Raw genomic sequence first — 16,684 nt, 5'->3', positions numbered from 1 at the left:
TTAATCTTCAACTATCCTGCCCGTTAGTTGAACAAATAAAAAATGGCTGCCGAAGCAACCGCTATTCCAATAACGTTCCCCGTTAGTTCAATGCAACTACGTGTCGTTCACGATCTTCAACGCAAACGGCCTAGCATTGCGGGAGGGGCTTGTTCGATGGCCTCGAGGAACGCAAAACGATCAAAATCAAGGAAAACGACAGGTTGGATGAAGAACTGTTAATCCGTCTGTTTACGCAAGCATCCTCTGCTATCTAGCCTCGCAGTAGCAAAATAAGCCTATTTGCCCCCTATGGTACGGTGGCTGCAAACAGGCTTTTTAATTCCGCTTATATCATGATATGTCTTCGTTCAATGCCAGCCACTGCACCGCCGACCCGAACCTGATTGATTTCACCGCTCTCGCTCAGGCGCAATCCTGCCTTGATTTCAGAAGGACAATCCATCGAATACCCTTGCCTGAACATGACATTCTCTACTTCCCGCAAAGTTCGTTGGCCATGTTGGTACAAATAGCTGAGCAGGGCACCGTTGGATGTTCCTGTCGCGCTCTCCTCGGGAATATCGTACAGCGGCGCAAAATTCCGGCATTCCGCAGCAGCATCGTCTGGAGTATCCATCGTGAACAGATGATATCCAACCACATCATATTTTTCGCTGATGGCGGTTATGGCATCAAAATTTGGCTGAACCTCATTCAAGAGCTTCCTGCTGCGAATCGGGATCATAATGTCCCGCAGGCCCGTCGATACAATCTGGATCGGCAACCCGGTTTCCAGACCCTCGGCATCCATCCCCAAAGATGGGGCGATTTCCTCACAGGATATCCTTTCAAGAAATTGAGGTAAAGCCTGTGACAAATAAACAAGACCCTCGGAGCTAATATCGACATCCAGAATCCCTGCCTTGGTTTCTATCGAATAGGAGGTCCCTTCCTTTGACAAACCCAGCAAATGCATTAGTCCAAATGCAGCAATCGTGGCGTGTCCGCACAGATCAACTTCGCTGGCGGGGGTGAAATAGCGGATTTTGTAATCCGCAAGCAGGGATTTTTCCATAAAGGCCGTCTCCGAAAGGCCCAATTCCTTCGCTATGAGCTGCATTTCGGCAGCATCCAGAGAAAGGCCATCCTCCAAGACAACGCCTGCTGGATTACCGCCACGCTCCCCTTTCGCAAACGCATTTAACGTATACACTTCCACATTCATGTTCCGCTCTTCCTCTCTTTATCTTCGAAAAACCGATGTGCGCAACCGCACGTCCCACTCGCCTCGATGATCTTCCTCTTATCTATTTATTGCTAGGTTAAGACGACAGGAGCGATTGAATGAATTGTTGCGTTAACCTGCCCGTTATTTGAACAAATAAAAAACGGCTGCAGAAGCAACCGCTATTCCACCAACGTTCTCCGTCTCCGTTAGTTTAGCGAGCAAGACAAATACGATTAGCGTAATGGTTCGCCGAAGATTACATGAAAATGAAGATGTTTTGAGTCTTGGTACTTCCCCAAATTAGTCGACACCCTGCAAGCTCCATACTCAGACTGCACTTGCGATGCAACCTTTTTAACAACGTCCATCAACTCAATTAAGAGCTCATTGTCGCTTTGTTCCAGTGTCAGAAGAGATGAGATATGCTTCTTCGGAATCGTAACAATGTGAACGGGATAAAAAGGGCGAGTGTGATGATATGCAAGAACATTATCAGTTTCAAATACTTTTTGTACAGAAGTACGACCACTTAATACCTCATCGCAATAAAAATCCTCAGTCAAACTTACCCCTCCACGTCTTGTTTTTCTTATTTTAACATTCGGTATATTTTATCAGTATCCTGCCCGTTAGCTTAATAAAAAAGAGCAGGATACGAAGCACCTACTCATCATTGTGTGTTATTGAGCTAACGTTTCCCGTTAGTTGAGAAAATAATCATCCTTCAATTTTAGTTACATTAACCCCGTCTAATTTTACATCAAGAGTTATAACAACTGGACCTTCTAATGAGTTATGAGGACCTGTATAAGTATCATATTTAACCTTTATTATACTTGTGAAAAGACCTTAACTGTTTTTGCGAAAATTTGTAAATGGAGTTTTTGTTTTTCATCCATGTATTTCCTTTCACTATTAAAATATAAACAGCTATGGCAAAATAAATCGCGCTCCAAATCCAGTCTGATAGGGTTATTAAATGATGCTCATATATGTAGTTAATGTACCAGATCCCTATCGGCAAATGTATAATAATTGCGGAGACTAATCCTGGATTATACATGCTTTTTGCTCTTATATTAATTACGACTCCATGGAAAATGATTTGGAAAAAGCCCATTAAAACAGGTGCCATCCCCAGCCATACTACTGACGGGAAGAATACAGGGAGCAAGTAGAACACATAGGCGATGACCACATTAATAATCATTGCCGACTGTTTATTTAACGGATAGTTGTCAGGGGATTCACTTTTAAACAGGGCTATATTAAATATGCCTGGAAAGTACCCTGGCCAGCGGTATTCCTCAAACTGATGAAGAAGGATCGCCACAAAGCTTAACCATAATATGCTGTTTATCCGCGGTATTGTTTCCCAGTTCATTAGAAGATAAATGCATATAACAATGCCAATGAATAGTCCAATATCCTGCCAATATTTTCTCAAAAAATTCATTTAATCACCTCAATCTGAGTTTATTAATGAAAGTATCTTTCAAAGAGCAAGTCAATCTGTTCCTCTATAGGTGCAATCTTCACGGAAGCTCCTGTTTCTAGAATAGGACTCATAAGTGCCGGTAGAAAAAGCGCTCCAAAAATCTGCATCGTCATGGTCATCAGGTGCTCTGGCTGCTGTTCATCGGTTAACTCTCTTAAAGTATTTTGTATCTTAGGAAACCCCAATAGATTCAAAAATGATCCATATTCATGCTGGGAGGAGAAAACGGTATTGCCCATCAGGATGATTCTGGAGAGCAATTCGGGATATTGACGGATCACTTGCAAATAATCTAGCAAAAATTGCCTCAATCTATCCCGTGAGGATATAGAGAAATCGTCAAGTATGGCAAAGGTATGCTGAAAGCTGTTCAATATCAATTTGATGGACTCGCTAAACAAGTTTTCTTTGGACCCAAAGTAATAGTTAACTAGAGCGACATTCGTGCTTGAGGCTTCTGCAATTTTTTTTATAGTGATCCTTTCAAAGCCTTCTTGTTTGGTCAACTCCAGTGTGGCACGCATAATCTTCTCTTTTGTTTCCAATTTTTTGTCTGTCTCCATACGCAACCTCCAAGTATATTTCCTCTGATTTAAACAACATTTTAAATAACGTTTTAAATAACGTTTAAACTTAGTATAGCAATATTTTTCCTTTTTGCAACTTTTATTTATCCGGAATCAAACCAAGTCTCAAAGTCTCATTGTGACTATCCTGCCCGTTAGTTTAAAATTAAAAGGAGCTACCCTATAGGAAGCTCCTCCACTATCGTTTCATGATTGTTTAATAATCTAGATTTCTGCACGCCGTGATCGTTTATCTAATGTCCATGAGCAAGGATGTTGATAAGTTTGCCAAATGGGTCGCGGACATAGAATCGCCGAACACCCCAAGGCTCATCAACAGGTCCATATTCTATTGTATATCCAGCACTCTTCATACGTTCAAACACAGCATCGACATCATCAACTTCAATCGATAGATCAGGAGTAGGCGTATTGGAGCCGCCCTCTGATGCGAAGCTTATTTGAATGTTCTCCTTCCCGAGTAAGCCGTATGTTTCAATCCAACCATGATCCATCAATAAATCAAGCTCGAGTACGTCCTGGTAAAAGCTTTTTGCTGCCGAAACATTCTGCGTTTTAATATTTGTGACAATTCGTTTTACACTCATTCTCAGACCTCAATTCTAATGGTATACTTTTTTAATTTTATTCAATGATCCTGTCCGTGAGCGGAATATCCGATTTTTATATCCAATCTTCGAAATGATCTGTTACAAACCGAATCTCACTTTCATAGTGGGCCAAGTGACCCTTGTCAACCATTTTCTGAAAGGCAGGATTCCCATCAGCAGCACCATTTCTCAATGTATCACACAGTACTATCAAACGTTGTTTAATCCACTGTCGCAGATTATTTGGGACGGGAATTCCATAAGCTTCAAAAAACAAATGAATTCGCCGACGTCGCTCTACGGCATGTATTTCATATTGGTATGCTACTATGGTTCCAGAAGTATGATCAGGTGCAAAACTCGCAAGTGGAACAGATGTGTAAAGGGTGTACGCAATGTCCCACATACGCGGACCTGGCCCTGCCATGTCAAAATCAATGAGCGCCACAGGAGCCTCCTTTTGAAAGACAACATTATACAAGGCTGCGTCATTATGACAGATCACTTCATGTTCGGCATCGTCAGCATAGCTAAGCTGCCATCTGTCCTCCATATTGGGTCTGAACACTGTAGTCAGATCATGGAAACGATGTATAAGATGTGCCAGACCCACAAGCGTTTCGTCCGTCCACATATACGGTTCAAGGTTTGGATAATTATTCCCTGGAACTTCTCCAGAAATAAATGTCAATATTTCACGACCAGAATCATCGATTCCGAGGAACTTTGGTGCTCCCTCATAGCCCTGTTGTTCCAAATGTTTGAGTAGTTCATGAACATTCGGACTCCAATAACCTATAGGGCGGCGAACAGTGTTCGCCATACGGACTATATGATTTACATTACCGCCTTTTAACACTTCTTCCTTAGGCATTAGGTTCATTCCTTTTCTGTTCAGTGCATTACCTATTGCAGAGTTTTGACCTCTTAGCGATGAAAACTCCCTCTCTAATAATAACAATATTTACAAGTTATTGTTTATAAAAAACAATTATAACTATACTGTCCTTTAAGATCATTGCTGGCATTTGCTCATCTTATATAAATAAATCCATTTTAAAATCTAGATTAGAATTATTTGCTATAATGTTCTCATGAAAAATAATACGATCCTAAACAAATTAGCAGTCATTCTACTTTTTATCAGCATTCTCTTTGGCCTACGCTGCATTTGGTTCAGCATATTTAAGGTTTCCAACAATGTACCTATGATTAGCAACGGTGTACTGGATTTACGTGGCCAGGATCTGGAGAAAGCTAACTTATTCAGGCTAGATGGTGAATGGAGCTTCTATCCTTCGCAATTTGTTTCATCCAAGACTTCCACTATCCCAAAGCAATCCCAAGCGCTTCAAGTTCCTGGGAAATGGAGCCACGCTATCGGAACTGATCAGACAACTTCATATGGATACGGGACTTACCGTCTGCGTATTTTGGTAGAACCGCTTCAGGAGCCTATCTCGTTCTGGATCAAACAAATTTATTCCGCCTCCAGTGTGGAAATTAACGGTACCCCTATTCTCAATAATGGGACAGTTTCTCTCGATGCCAATACATATGCACCAAGAACCACCTCATTTACAGCATCATATTTTTCGGAAAACATGACAGAAATAGATGTACTTATTCAGGTAGCAAACTTTGATCACCCCTATAAAGGCGGTATTAGTGGGCCTATTTTCTTTGGCTCTCAGGAAGTGGTTAACCGGACAAATTTTTATACCGTTGGATTTCAAATGCTTACTGCAATCATTCTGCTACTACATGGGCTGTATGCCTGTATTCTATATTTATTTAATCCTAAAGAACGTGCCCTGTTTCTTGTAGGGCTAATGACATTATCTGTAGCCGTAATCCTTTTAGCCCGAAATGACAATTTAGTTCTAGCATTACTGCCGATTAATTACACTTGGTCATTAAAAATCCGTTTAATCGCCTTCTTATGGCAGAACCTTTTTATTCTGCTTGTTTTCAGGAAATTCACCTCAGGTGCCGAAGTCAACAAGTGGTTACGTGCTTACACGTGGTGTCTATTCCTTTATACCTTACTTATATTTATCGTTCCTGCTTATTTGGTCAGTACATCGATTCACTGGGGAATCATTCAAGTGTTTCAGTATATCCCCTTCATCTGGTTAATATATAGCTTGGGGTGCTTATTGTTCAAAAGGCATGATGAAAAAGATGTTGTTTTTCTACTGATATCAGGTGCGGCCATCATCTCTAATTTGTTATGGAATTTGTGGGATAATAACGGCCATTATTCAATTGTCTACTATCCTGTGGATATTATTGCCGCCATCGTTGGCTTCTCAGCTTATTGGTTTAAAAAGTATTTTCAGAATGCCAAAGAGAACATGGAGCTAAATGAACAGCTGAAAAAAGCGGACAAACTCAAGGATCAGTTTCTCGCCAATACTTCTCACGAGCTGCGAACACCAGTTCATGGAATTATGAATATCGCGCAAAATATAATAACGAAGGAAAAGGATAGACTCTACGAGAGTAGTCGGCAAGATATGGAGTTACTGATTACTATCAGCCGCCGTATGTCCCATATGCTTGGTGATTTACTGGATGTAGTACGTCTTCAAGAGCATCGCGTTATTTTGCATCAGGAGCCTATTTTGGTTCAATCGGTGGTTCCCGGAGTCATCAATATGCTTCAATATTTGATTGAAGGCAAACCGGTACGGCTATCCATGAACATACCAGAATCTATACCTCCTATTCTTGCGGATGAGAAACGACTAGTACAAGTATTATTAAATCTAGTGCACAACGCGCTCAAATACACCGAGCAAGGACTTGTTTCTGTTTCAGCTGAGGAAAAAGACGCTCATGTCTTTATATATGTAACAGATACCGGAGTAGGCATGACCGAAGAGACCCTGGCGCGAGTATTCCTCCCCTATGAGCAAGGCCCTCACGGAATAAATGACGGGCGTGGAATTGGACTGGGACTAAGCATTAGTAGGCAGTTGGTAGAACTTCATGGTGGCAGCTTGAGCATACATTCTGAACTCGGCAAAGGTTCTACTTTCAGTTTTGCACTCCCCCTTGCTGATTCCTATAGCGAACAGATAGTAAGAGAGGTTGCACCTATAACAACGTATACTCCAGATGATATTTATAAGCAGATGGCTGAATGGGGGATTTCCGAACAAACTAATCAACATACTGACAAAATCCCGCCACTCTTTACAAATGCGAAAGTGAATCTCTTGGTGGTAGATGATGACCCTGTTAATCTGAATGTACTAAAGGGCATACTCGAAAACGAACCTTATCTCATTACGACAGTGAACTCAGCGCAAGAGGCACTGGATTGGCTAGATAAAAAGAGTTGGGATTTACTGATTAGTGATGTAATGATGCCGCATATGTCAGGATATGAATTAACGCAAAAGGTTCGCGCTCGTTATTCCCTATATGAGCTTCCAGTACTATTGCTGACTGCCCGCACTCAACCTGAGGATATTTACACTGGATTCTACTCCGGCGCAAATGATTATGTTACCAAACCGGTGGATGCAGTTGAACTCAAATATCGCATTCGAGCATTAACAGCGATGAAAATTTCTTTTAATGAACGGGTGCGTATTGAAGCGGCTTATCTACAGGCACAGATTCAACCCCATTTCTTGTTCAATACATTGAACTCTATTGCGGCACTCAGTGATATGGATACTAAAAAGATGCAAGAGCTCATCACTGCATTTACTTCCTTTTTGCGAATCAGCTTTGACTTTTTAAATATCGGAGAACTCGTGAACCTTTCTCATGAACTAGAGCTGGTAGAATCTTATTTGTATATTGAACAAACACGATTTGCAGAACGAATTTCCGTTGTTTGGGAGGTAGATCCAGACATTAATATCCTGTTACCCCCTCTATCCATCCAACCCTTGGTAGAAAATGCTATCAAGCATGGTCTGCTCAAGCGTCAACAAGGGGGTACCGTTTATATTCGGATCACACGTCTGAACAATGCTGTAAAGATCGAAGTGGAGGACAATGGGCAAGGTATGGATCATAGAACGCTCTCGTTATTGCTGGAACCGACCATGAAAGCTAAAAGTGGCATCGGACTGGCTAACACCCATCGAAGACTGATGCAATTGTATGGTCAGGGTCTTTTTATTCAAAGTAAACAAGATGAAGGTACTTTGGTATCCTTTGTTATACCGGAGGACAGTGAATAATATATCAAATAAAAAAAGCCATTCCATAAGGAGTGGCTTTTTGTGTATCGATACTACATTTAGAAAATAGTAGGTACCATGCCCCCATCCATACGGATCGGAGAACCTTTAAATGCAGAGGCATAGGGACTGCTCATAAACGCTGCTAGTCTACCTATTTCATTAGGGTTAATAAATCGCTGTATTTCAGATTGCGGTAAGTTTTTAGCCATGAAGTTTTTCTCTTTTTCTGAAAAGGTCAACGCTTCATCTGGGTACATTCCATCAATGATTTGGTACACGTTTTCAGAGAGTGTTGGTCCTGGCATGATAGTATGGACGGTAACTTCTGTTCCGATTGTTAATTTAGATAAGCTTTTTGCTAATGATAATAGCATTGATTTGGTCATTGCATACTGTGGCATTTGAGCTGACGGCATTATTATTAACTAAAATATCGATATGGGAGTGTTTTTCAAATAAAGCTTCTCTTTGCTCCATATCTACAATATCGGCTGTAGCATTCAGTGGAGAAGTTTCCGGAAATTTTGCTTTAATTTCATTTACTGTTTGTTCTACCTTTTCAAATCACGTCCATTTATTAGTACATTAACGCCTTCGTTGGCAAGTTCAAAGGCGATAGCTTTACCAATACCTTTTGTAGATCCTGTAATTAAAGCTGTCTTATTATTTAATCCCATATCCATATTTCATTTCTCCTTTAATCATGGCGAGTTAATTAGCAGTTTCTCAAGAACTGTACTGAGCATCGGGTAGTATTTATACTATCTTACCGGGATTATTCAGTAACTAGTGTCTTGCGCCAAACTTCTTGTTTAACACGCCAATTTGAAGGAGTATCTCCTTCCCAAAGTCGGAAGGCACGGTAGAACGAGTTTTGATCTTCATATCCGATCAAGAAAGCCACCTCTTTAACATCGAGGGAAGGATCTGCTAAATACGCTCGCGCCTGCTCATGTCTGGCTTGTGTCAGCAAATGCTTGAAGCTCGTATTTTCTTCAGTAAGCCTCCGCTGTAAGGTACGAGCACTCATCCTTAGCTCTTTAGCAACGGTTTGAATCTCGGGTTGGCCTCCGCTAAGGCTGCGTTTCATAATCCATTTGACTCTTTCAGTAATTGAGCGACTGCCCTGCTGTTCAGCAAGTGTCCGATCCAAAACGGGAGTCAGAATCTCTAGCAACTCTTCGTTATAAGAGATATTGTACACAACTCTCCCTCCTCGACGATATGCAAGCTTTCTGGAGGGCACATTCGTTTATAGCGCACCATTCGGTTTAGAGCGTCGCGATAATCTTTAGCATGATAAGTGGCTAAGACGGTCGGCGGATATTGTGTGGTTTCAAAAACGGTTGCTAGCTTGATGATTCCCTCAGCGGTATCTCCAACGAGATCCGAATATGCCTGCCAGATAGCGAAATATTGGGCTGTGGTGACTTCTGACTCCGTGATAAGGCTCAGGGGAAGACATGCTTTACTGGCTATATCTTGAGCGGTTATCCCTAATTGAATTAATCCAGCCCAAAATCCGGGAGGGATTTTAATGGAGTCAGAAGTATGAGTCTGCATCTATGTGGACCTCCTTTAGCATCATTGCATGAAGAAAGGGCTAGTTAGAATTCAAGCAAGCACGGGCAAGCAACTCAAACGAATGCAACCGTTTCTCATAGTTTGGAATCATAGTAACGATAATGAATTCATCAACTCCATACAAGTGAGATAACTGTTCCAGCTTTTCTTTGATGCTTTTGGGTGTGCCTATCAGCAGTTTGCGTTCCAAAAGCTTAGATTTCTCTTCGGCTGAGCCTTCTTGTTGAAATAATGTCATACCGGAAGAGGCTAGCCGCTCTGCTTCTTCCTCAGTCTCGGCGCAAATAACGCCAACAGCTACGATGGCCCGAGAGCTAGCATTAACTGAAGAAGAGATAAAAGCTTCACGGTAAGCTTGCAAAATCTCTTCCCCAGCTACATCGCTCATGAATTGACCAAACACATAGCATGCTCCAAACTCGGCAGCATATGCCGCACTTTTCTTGTTTGTGCCTAGCATCCACAGCTCTGGCGATTCGGATGGAGTCGGACGGGCGGTTATCTGACGTCCTTCATATGAATAGTTCCCCTGCAACAATTCGGTGACTCCCTTAAGCAGTTCCGGCATTTTCCAAACATTTTCGAGAAAATTTCCGCTTAGTGCTAAGCTTACTTCAGCAGCACCGCCAGGAGCCCTGCCTAACCCAAGGTCGATGCGTCCCGGATATAAACTTGCCAACAAATGAAAAGATTCCACTACTTTTAACGGCTTATAGTGCGGCAGCAATAAAGCTCCCGATCCGATGCGGATATGCTGTGTTCTCGCTCCGATATGCGATAAAAACACCTCTGTGGAGGTACACGCTAAGCCCGGCATATCATGATGTTCGGCAACCCAATAACGAGTATATCCCAGTCTTTCAGCTGTTTGAGCCAGTTCCACCGCTTGTCCTAAAGCAAAGCTTGCATCCACATTATCAAATACAGGTACAAGGTCCAAAACGCTAAGCTTAATGGATGTCGTTGTCATGGCTACGTCCTACTCGAGGGTTTCGGTAAAATTCAATCATATCAATAAAAGTAACCTTGTAATCGCCGGCAATCGCTGCCAGATTATACATTCGTCCATGGCCGTCTTCTTTGGACGCGAACACAACATCGTGCCGCAGCTTATCCATAATCACTTTGCCGATGAACTGGTGCTCGTATTCCGCATATTTCTTTTTAAACTCTTCATTAAATTCCAGCAGGTCCTGATAAGAACGCTCAAGCATTGCATTTACCAAGGTCAGTTCATTGCCCTCTTTTTGTACCGCTACGTAATAATTCCCACGTTCATCCTTAATCAAATCCTTATACAACTCAACGTTCAAAGTTAATTTCTCCTCTCTGATTCCTAAGGGATAACTCCTTTATAACTTAACCTTACATACTTGATGTTAGCACTGTTGGCTCTGTGGTAATTTGTACGTTTCCTGCTACAGCTCTGGAAATCATACAAGAGCCTTCTGCTTTATAGGCAATACGAATTGCTTTATCAATATCGTCCTGTGAGGCATCTTCGGTAAGTGTGATGATGGGTGAATGTTTGATCGCTTCATATGTAAAAATGTTATTTGTTACATCCACTGTCGCCTCTGATGTTAACGTCAGGCTGGAAGTCGTAAGCCCTGATCGCTCCAGCATAGCTGCTAGTGTAATGAGATAGCAGGTTGCCGCGGCACCCAGTAGCATCTCATCCGGATTCGTTCCAACTCCTGGTCCGCCCATTTCTTTCGGAATGGAGATTTGAGTCTTGAGTTGTCCAGCTTCAATCGTTCCATCACTATTACGACCACCGTTCCATACCGCATTTAATATAAATGGGTGTTTCATTTCTAGATGTCCTCCCTATTTTGAAATTGCATAACATATTTTTAATCGAATACTTTACATGCTAACATAGAAGAATGCGGTGAACAAACAGGCTTAGGCCTACTGTTCGTGAGATTTATCTATAAATTAAATTTCAGGAGGCTCTATCATAATGATAAACGATACAGATATCAAACATCTTCAGCGTTGTATTGAACTTGCCCGAATTGCACTCGAGGTTGGGGACGAACCTTTCGGCTCCATCCTGGTCTCAGCAAATGGAGAGGTCTTGGCCGAAGACAGTAACCATGTAGGCGGTGGTGACCATACTCAGCACCCCGAATTCGCTTTAGCTCGCTGGGCAGCTCAGAATATGTCACTGGAAGAACGTATGCAGGCAACTGTTTATACTTCCGGGGAACATTGCCCTATGTGTGCGGCGGCTCACGGTTGGGTTCAATTAGGAAGGATTGTATATGCCAGCTCTTCGCAGCAATTATCACAGTGGTTAAGCGAAATGGGCATTGCAGCATCACCTGTCCGTAATTTGACCATTCAGGAAGTTATCCATAATGCGGTCGTAGATGGCCCTGTAACGGAGCTTGCAGAACAAGTGCGGGAACTTCATCGACAATTCCACGGACAAAGACAGTAGTAAAAAAAGAACCTTTGAATAAAGGTTCTTTTTTATGTCCTAAACTTTGTGGGGTATAAACTATAGTTGCTATATATACAGAGTCCTAAAGTTCTTATACCATTAACTTTGTAAGCGATTAACTTTATAGGAGGAAATGACTTGACTAAGCCTGTGCAGCCCAATGAACCTCTCGTAACTCATATTTATACTGCGGATCCTTCCGCTCATGTATTTGAAGGCAAAATTTATATTTATCCCTCACATGACCTGGATCACGAAATGATCTCTAATGACAATGGTGACCAATATAATATGGAGGATTACCATGTTCTTTCTATTGATGGAGATGGCTCCCCTTGTGTTGACCACGGTGAAGTGCTTCATGTGAAGGATGTTCCATGGGCTAAGCAGCAAATGTGGGCTCCGGATGCAGCATACAAAAACAATACCTACTATTTGTTTTTCCCAGCCAGAGACCATGACGATATTTTCCGTATCGGGGTCGCCACCTCAGCTTCACCTTCCGGACCATTTACACCTGAACCAAGCTACATTCCCGGCAGTTATAGCATTGATCCCGCCGTTTTCGTTGATGATGATGGTAAATCGTATATATACTTTGGGGGTCTTTGGGGAGGTCAACTTGAAAAATGGCAAACCGGCTCATTTGTTCCGGATGCCGAGGGGCCGTCTGAAAAGGCACCAGCTCTTGGACCTATTGTAGCGGAGTTGAGCGAGGATATGCTGAGCTTTGAAAGTGAGCCTAGAGAAATATCCATCATCGATACGAACGGAAATCCGATTCTTGCTGGAGATGAAGAGAGAAGATATTTTGAAGGTCCATGGGTTCATAAATATAACGGTTATTATTATCTTTCTTATTCCACGGGTACTACCCACAATATTGTATACGCTATCAGTAAAGATCCGCTTGGACCTTATGAATATCAAGGGAAAATCCTTTCTCCAGTGATAGGCTGGACAACGCACCATTCTATTGTTCAGTTTAAAGAGAAATGGTATTTATTTTATCATGACAGTTCTTTGTCTGGTGGAGCTGACAACAAGCGTTCTGTAAAATATACAGAGCTGAGATACAACGATGATGGCACCATTCAAACTATCCATCCTTAGTTTTTATTAAAATGGACTGCATGCTGTAGTTCACAGGAGGGCGTTTTTGATGACAATGACACAACAAGGTTCTTTTTATACAGGGGAATATCGCAATATATTTAAGGAGCTCGGCTTTTCTGAAGATGATATCAACGCTAAACTCAATGAAACTTGGAATGATTTGTTTTACGGAGATCCGAACGTACGAATATACTATCCGCAGGATGAGGATAAAAGCTATATCCTGGATACAGGTAATCTAGACGTTCGGTCGGAAGGAATGTCTTACGGGATGATGATGGCCGTTCAAATGAATAAAAAAGAAGAGTTTGATCGTCTATGGAACTTCTCAAAGACGTTTATGCAGCACAAAGAAGGTCGCTATGCCAATTACTTTGCTTGGCACTGCAAGCCTGACGGTACAAGGATTTCTCAGGGACCTGCACCGGACGGCGAAGAGTTTTTCGCCATGGCTCTGTTTTTTGCCTCAAAACGTTGGGGGAACGGTCCGGAACCTTATAATTATTCTGAGCAGGCCCGAACGATATTACATGCTTGTGTACATAAAACTGAAACAGGAGATGGCGACTCAATGTGGGACGCGGAAACGAAATTGATCAAATTCGTACCGGAATCCACCTTCAGTGATCCGTCTTACCATCTCCCCCATTTCTATAATTTGTTCGCCTTGTGGGCAGACGAACGTGACCACATATTTTGGCGAGAAGCCGCGGAAGCCAGCCGCACATATCTGCATACTGCATGCCATCCGATAACTGGCCTTGCTCCCGAATATGCTAATTTTAACGGGTCCCCGGCAGAACCACAGCCTCATGGTGATTTCAGCCATTTTTTCAGTGATGCTTACCGGGTAGCGGCTAATATTGGTCTGGACTGGGCTTGGTTCCAAAAGGACATCTGGCAGGTCGATCAATGTAACCGGATTCAGGCTTTTTTTAGGAATATCGAAGTTTCCGATTACAGGCGGTATACCATTGAGGGACAGCCCTTTGACGAACCGGCGCTGCACCCGACAGGTCTGTTGGCGACCAATGCCATGGCTTCCCTTGCTTCTAATGGCCCGGAGGCAGAGCATTTTGTCCGTTTGTTTTGGGATACACCATTGCGCACTGGACTCCGTCGTTACTATGACAACTGTCTGTACTTTTTTAGTTTACTGGCTTTGAGTGGAAATTATCGCATCTATTGAAGGAAATCGAACAAAAAAATAGGACTCCATTCCTCGAACCTATTGAGGAATGGAGTCCTATTAATCGTAATAAAGCTTTGCTATTATTTAATAACTACATATTCCAAGTTTACAAGTTTTGCATAAGCAATAATTTGGTCTGTTGTAAGCGTTAATGAAACTACGGTGTGGTGACCGCCACCATTTTCGATCCAAGCTTTAACCCCATCTTGGAAGTTAGGTTTAACATTCCAAAGTACACGAGCTACTGGAAGGTTGGGAGCTGGAACCGTTGGTTCGAAAGCAGTAACTTCATTGATCAATAGTTTGTAATGCGTACCGAAGTCAGCCATGGAAACAACTACACCGTCTCCTGCTTTACCGTCAAATACTAAACGTGCTGGATCGTCTTTACCACCAATACCTAGTGGAGATACGATAATTTTTGGTTTGTTGCTTGCCAAAGTAGGATCTACTTCAAGCATATGGGATTGTAGAATGGATTCTTGGCCAACCGTCAATTCATAAGTGTAATCTTCCATAAAGCCAGTGGATTGGTTATGGCTCATCACTTTAAGCAAGCGATCGAGAGCTGCAGTCTTCCAATCTCCTTCTCCAGCAAAACCATAGCCTTGTGCCATCAGTCGTTGAACAGCAAGTCCTGGAAGTTGTTTCATTCCGTGTAAATCTTCGAAGTTCGATGTGAAGGCGTTGTAGCCACCTTGATCAAGGAAACGTTTAATAGCAATTTCATAGCTTGCTTGAACTCTTACGCTAGCTTCCCAAGATTCTTTGCTGTTAGTCCCATAATCAAATTCATACAGCTCTGAATACTCAGCGAACAAGGCGTCGATTTCTTCTTCTTTAACTTCATTAATGATTTGTACTAGATCGCCAATACCAAAGTAGTCAACAGTCCATCCAAATTGAATTTGGGCTTCAACCTTATCTCCTTCGGTTACGCCAACGTTACGCATGTTGTCACCAAAGCGAGCGACCTTGATATTGAAGCTTTCGTTATAAGCAACGGCTACGTCCATCCATTCTGCAATTTGCTTTTGGACTTCAGGACGTTCCCAGTAGCCTACTACCACTTTGTTTTGTTTGTTCAACCGGGCGTTAATAAAACCATATTCACGGTCACCATGAGCGGCTTGATTTAGATTCATGAAATCCATATCGATGGTTGCCCATGGAATACTTTCATTATATTGCGTAGCTAGATGTAGCAAAGGCTTTTGCAGCATTTTAGTTCCGCGGATCCACATTTTTGCAGGTGAGAAGGTATGCATCCAAGTGATAACACCGGCAACTTCATCGCGGTAATTGACTTCTTTCATGATGTTTGTGATTTTATCTGCGCTGACAGCCAAATCCTGCAATACTAGTGGGTAAGGCAAAACTCCACTTTTATTCAAAGCATCTGTCATCGTTTGGGCATGCGCCTTAACTTCAGCCAATGCTTCTTCGCCATAAAGATGTTGTGAACCTACGACAAACCAAAATTCTTTTGCTACTGCTGTTGACATATTCATCCTCTTTTCGTAATTTTGTGGTTTAATTATTTTTGTCCGTAATAAGCGTCTTTTCCATGTTTTCGCAAGTAATGTTTATCTAAAATACGTTGTGGCAACTCCTCAGCAAAATGGTTCAGCTCTCTTGCAAACAAATTCATTTTGGATACTTCATCCAAAACTACGCTGTTTATTACCGCCGATTTCGCATTTCCCCCCCAAGTAAAGGGTCCGTGTCCTTTAAGTAAAACACCAGGAACCGCCATAATATCGATCCCACGTTGTTCAAAGGTCTCGATGATTACATTACCCGTTTCCGCTTCGTAACCACGATCGACTTCTTCTTGCGTCAAGAAACGCGCACAAGGAATGGAACCATAGAAGGTATCAGCATGGGTCGTTCCCATGACAGGAACATCTAGTCCTGCTTGAGCCCAAATGGTCGCCCAAGTGGAATGCGTGTGCACGATTCCCCCGATCTCGGAGTAATGCTTATAAAGCACGGCGTGAGTAGGTGTATCGGAGGAAGGTCTCATATCTCCTTCAACCACATTGCCATCCAGATCAACAACTACCATATCGCTGGCTTTCATTGTTTCATAATCTACACCACTAGGTTTGATTACGAATAATCCACTTTCACGATCAATTGCACTCACATTTCCCCATGTATATTTAATAAGTCCTTGTTTCGGCAATTCCAGATTGGCTTGAAAAACCTCTTCTTTAAGTTGTTCTAACATCTTGCTACCTCCAT

Annotated in this window: 15 protein-coding genes and 2 pseudogenes; 4 read left to right on the top strand and 13 right to left on the bottom strand. The window is 42.3% G+C overall.

Going from position 1 to position 16,684, the window contains the following annotated elements; genetic code table 11:
- Positions 1-328: 328 nt before the first annotated feature.
- The 6 genes from MKY52_RS27410 to MKY52_RS27385 all read right to left on the bottom strand — a co-directional run bounded on the left by MKY52_RS27410 (position 329) and on the right by MKY52_RS27385 (position 4,759).
- Positions 329-1,207: a PhzF family phenazine biosynthesis protein gene (locus MKY52_RS27410; protein ID WP_341054889.1), complete on the bottom strand. Its 879-nt coding sequence runs from the start codon at positions 1,205-1,207 to the stop codon at positions 329-331.
- 236 nt (positions 1,208-1,443) lie between these two features.
- A complete protein-coding gene (locus MKY52_RS27405; protein WP_042128707.1) occupies positions 1,444-1,773 on the bottom strand; it encodes an HIT domain-containing protein in 330 nt (109 codons plus the stop codon).
- Positions 1,774-2,030: 257 nt separating this feature from the next.
- Positions 2,031-2,666: an HXXEE domain-containing protein gene (locus MKY52_RS27400; RefSeq protein ID WP_341054887.1), complete on the bottom strand. Its 636-nt coding sequence runs from the start codon at positions 2,664-2,666 to the stop codon at positions 2,031-2,033.
- A 23-nt stretch (positions 2,667-2,689) separates the two neighbouring features.
- Complete coding sequence (locus MKY52_RS27395) at positions 2,690-3,271, bottom strand: TetR/AcrR family transcriptional regulator (RefSeq protein WP_341054885.1); 582 nt, start codon at positions 3,269-3,271, stop codon at positions 2,690-2,692.
- A gap of 257 nt (positions 3,272-3,528) precedes the next feature.
- Positions 3,529-3,882: a VOC family protein gene (locus tag MKY52_RS27390; RefSeq protein ID WP_341054883.1), complete on the bottom strand. Its 354-nt coding sequence runs from the start codon at positions 3,880-3,882 to the stop codon at positions 3,529-3,531.
- Positions 3,883-3,958: 76 nt separating this feature from the next.
- Positions 3,959-4,759, bottom strand: a complete 801-nt coding sequence (locus MKY52_RS27385) for a phosphotransferase (protein ID WP_341054881.1) — start codon at positions 4,757-4,759, stop codon at positions 3,959-3,961.
- A 334-nt stretch (positions 4,760-5,093) separates the two neighbouring features.
- Between MKY52_RS27385 and MKY52_RS27380 the strand changes: the two genes are divergently transcribed.
- Positions 5,094-8,090: an ATP-binding protein gene (locus tag MKY52_RS27380; RefSeq protein WP_341054879.1), complete on the top strand. Its 2,997-nt coding sequence runs from the start codon at positions 5,094-5,096 to the stop codon at positions 8,088-8,090.
- Positions 8,091-8,149: 59 nt separating this feature from the next.
- Here the strand turns inward: MKY52_RS27380 and MKY52_RS27375 are convergent.
- The 5 genes and pseudogenes from MKY52_RS27375 to MKY52_RS27355 form a co-directional block, all read right to left on the bottom strand.
- Positions 8,150-8,776, bottom strand: a pseudogene (locus MKY52_RS27375) (SDR family NAD(P)-dependent oxidoreductase).
- 92 nt (positions 8,777-8,868) lie between these two features.
- A pseudogene (locus tag MKY52_RS27370) lies at positions 8,869-9,656 on the bottom strand (helix-turn-helix domain-containing protein).
- Between the two features lie 40 nt (positions 9,657-9,696).
- Positions 9,697-10,647 (bottom strand): LLM class flavin-dependent oxidoreductase, encoded by a 951-nt coding sequence (locus MKY52_RS27365; protein ID WP_341054877.1) that lies wholly within the window; start codon positions 10,645-10,647, stop codon positions 9,697-9,699.
- A complete protein-coding gene (locus MKY52_RS27360; RefSeq protein ID WP_042188220.1) occupies positions 10,628-10,990 on the bottom strand; it encodes a hypothetical protein in 363 nt (120 codons plus the stop codon). The genes MKY52_RS27365 and MKY52_RS27360 overlap by 20 nt, the downstream gene beginning before the upstream one ends.
- Positions 10,991-11,042: 52 nt before the next feature.
- The gene (locus MKY52_RS27355; RefSeq protein WP_341054875.1) at positions 11,043-11,492 is read right to left on the bottom strand and encodes an OsmC family protein; all 450 of its coding nucleotides are present in this window, start codon (positions 11,490-11,492) and stop codon (positions 11,043-11,045) included.
- A gap of 151 nt (positions 11,493-11,643) precedes the next feature.
- Between MKY52_RS27355 and MKY52_RS27350 the strand changes: the two genes are divergently transcribed.
- The 3 genes from MKY52_RS27350 to MKY52_RS27340 all read left to right on the top strand — a co-directional run bounded on the left by MKY52_RS27350 (position 11,644) and on the right by MKY52_RS27340 (position 14,434).
- A complete protein-coding gene (locus MKY52_RS27350) occupies positions 11,644-12,126 on the top strand; it encodes a nucleoside deaminase (RefSeq protein WP_341054873.1) in 483 nt (160 codons plus the stop codon).
- A gap of 141 nt (positions 12,127-12,267) precedes the next feature.
- The gene (locus tag MKY52_RS27345) at positions 12,268-13,242 is read left to right on the top strand and encodes a glycoside hydrolase family 43 protein (protein ID WP_341054871.1); all 975 of its coding nucleotides are present in this window, start codon (positions 12,268-12,270) and stop codon (positions 13,240-13,242) included.
- A 49-nt stretch (positions 13,243-13,291) separates the two neighbouring features.
- Positions 13,292-14,434 carry a glycosyl hydrolase family 8 gene (locus MKY52_RS27340; protein WP_341054869.1) on the top strand — a complete coding sequence of 381 codons (1,143 nt, stop codon included), beginning with the start codon at positions 13,292-13,294 and terminating at the stop codon, positions 14,432-14,434.
- A gap of 83 nt (positions 14,435-14,517) precedes the next feature.
- On the opposite strand, the gene araA is transcribed toward MKY52_RS27340, so the two are convergent.
- Positions 14,518-15,942, bottom strand: coding sequence for an L-arabinose isomerase (gene araA, locus MKY52_RS27335; protein ID WP_341054867.1), 1,425 nt, complete (start codon positions 15,940-15,942; stop codon positions 14,518-14,520).
- A gap of 32 nt (positions 15,943-15,974) precedes the next feature.
- The gene (locus MKY52_RS27330; RefSeq protein ID WP_341054864.1) at positions 15,975-16,670 is read right to left on the bottom strand and encodes an L-ribulose-5-phosphate 4-epimerase; all 696 of its coding nucleotides are present in this window, start codon (positions 16,668-16,670) and stop codon (positions 15,975-15,977) included.
- Positions 16,671-16,684: the final 14 nt, after the last annotated feature.

This window comes from Paenibacillus sp. FSL P4-0184 (assembly GCF_038004625.1).
Classification (GTDB): domain Bacteria; phylum Bacillota; class Bacilli; order Paenibacillales; family Paenibacillaceae; genus Paenibacillus_AQ.
The sequence above is the reverse complement of the archived record's forward strand: the minus strand, read 5'-3'. Positions and strand labels throughout refer to the sequence as shown.

Bases quoted from the DNA above. Each gene is read 5' to 3' on its own strand.
- MKY52_RS27395 (WP_341054885.1), bottom strand. From the start codon at position 3,271: ATGGAGACAGACAAAAAATTGGAAACAAAAGAGAAGATTATGCGTGCC.
- MKY52_RS27410 (WP_341054889.1), bottom strand. From the start codon at position 1,207: ATGAATGTGGAAGTGTATACGTTAAATGCGTTTGCGAAAGGGGAGCGT.
- araA (WP_341054867.1), bottom strand. From the start codon at position 15,942: ATGTCAACAGCAGTAGCAAAAGAATTTTGGTTTGTCGTAGGTTCACAA.
- MKY52_RS27340 (WP_341054869.1), top strand. From the start codon at position 13,292: ATGACAATGACACAACAAGGTTCTTTTTATACAGGGGAATATCGCAAT.
- MKY52_RS27390 (WP_341054883.1), bottom strand. From the start codon at position 3,882: ATGAGTGTAAAACGAATTGTCACAAATATTAAAACGCAGAATGTTTCG.
- MKY52_RS27350 (WP_341054873.1), top strand. From the start codon at position 11,644: ATGATAAACGATACAGATATCAAACATCTTCAGCGTTGTATTGAACTT.
- MKY52_RS27330 (WP_341054864.1), bottom strand. From the start codon at position 16,670: ATGTTAGAACAACTTAAAGAAGAGGTTTTTCAAGCCAATCTGGAATTG.
- MKY52_RS27355 (WP_341054875.1), bottom strand. From the start codon at position 11,492: ATGAAACACCCATTTATATTAAATGCGGTATGGAACGGTGGTCGTAAT.
- MKY52_RS27380 (WP_341054879.1), top strand. From the start codon at position 5,094: ATGATTAGCAACGGTGTACTGGATTTACGTGGCCAGGATCTGGAGAAA.
- MKY52_RS27400 (WP_341054887.1), bottom strand. From the start codon at position 2,666: ATGAATTTTTTGAGAAAATATTGGCAGGATATTGGACTATTCATTGGC.
- MKY52_RS27365 (WP_341054877.1), bottom strand. From the start codon at position 10,647: ATGACAACGACATCCATTAAGCTTAGCGTTTTGGACCTTGTACCTGTA.
- MKY52_RS27385 (WP_341054881.1), bottom strand. From the start codon at position 4,759: ATGCCTAAGGAAGAAGTGTTAAAAGGCGGTAATGTAAATCATATAGTC.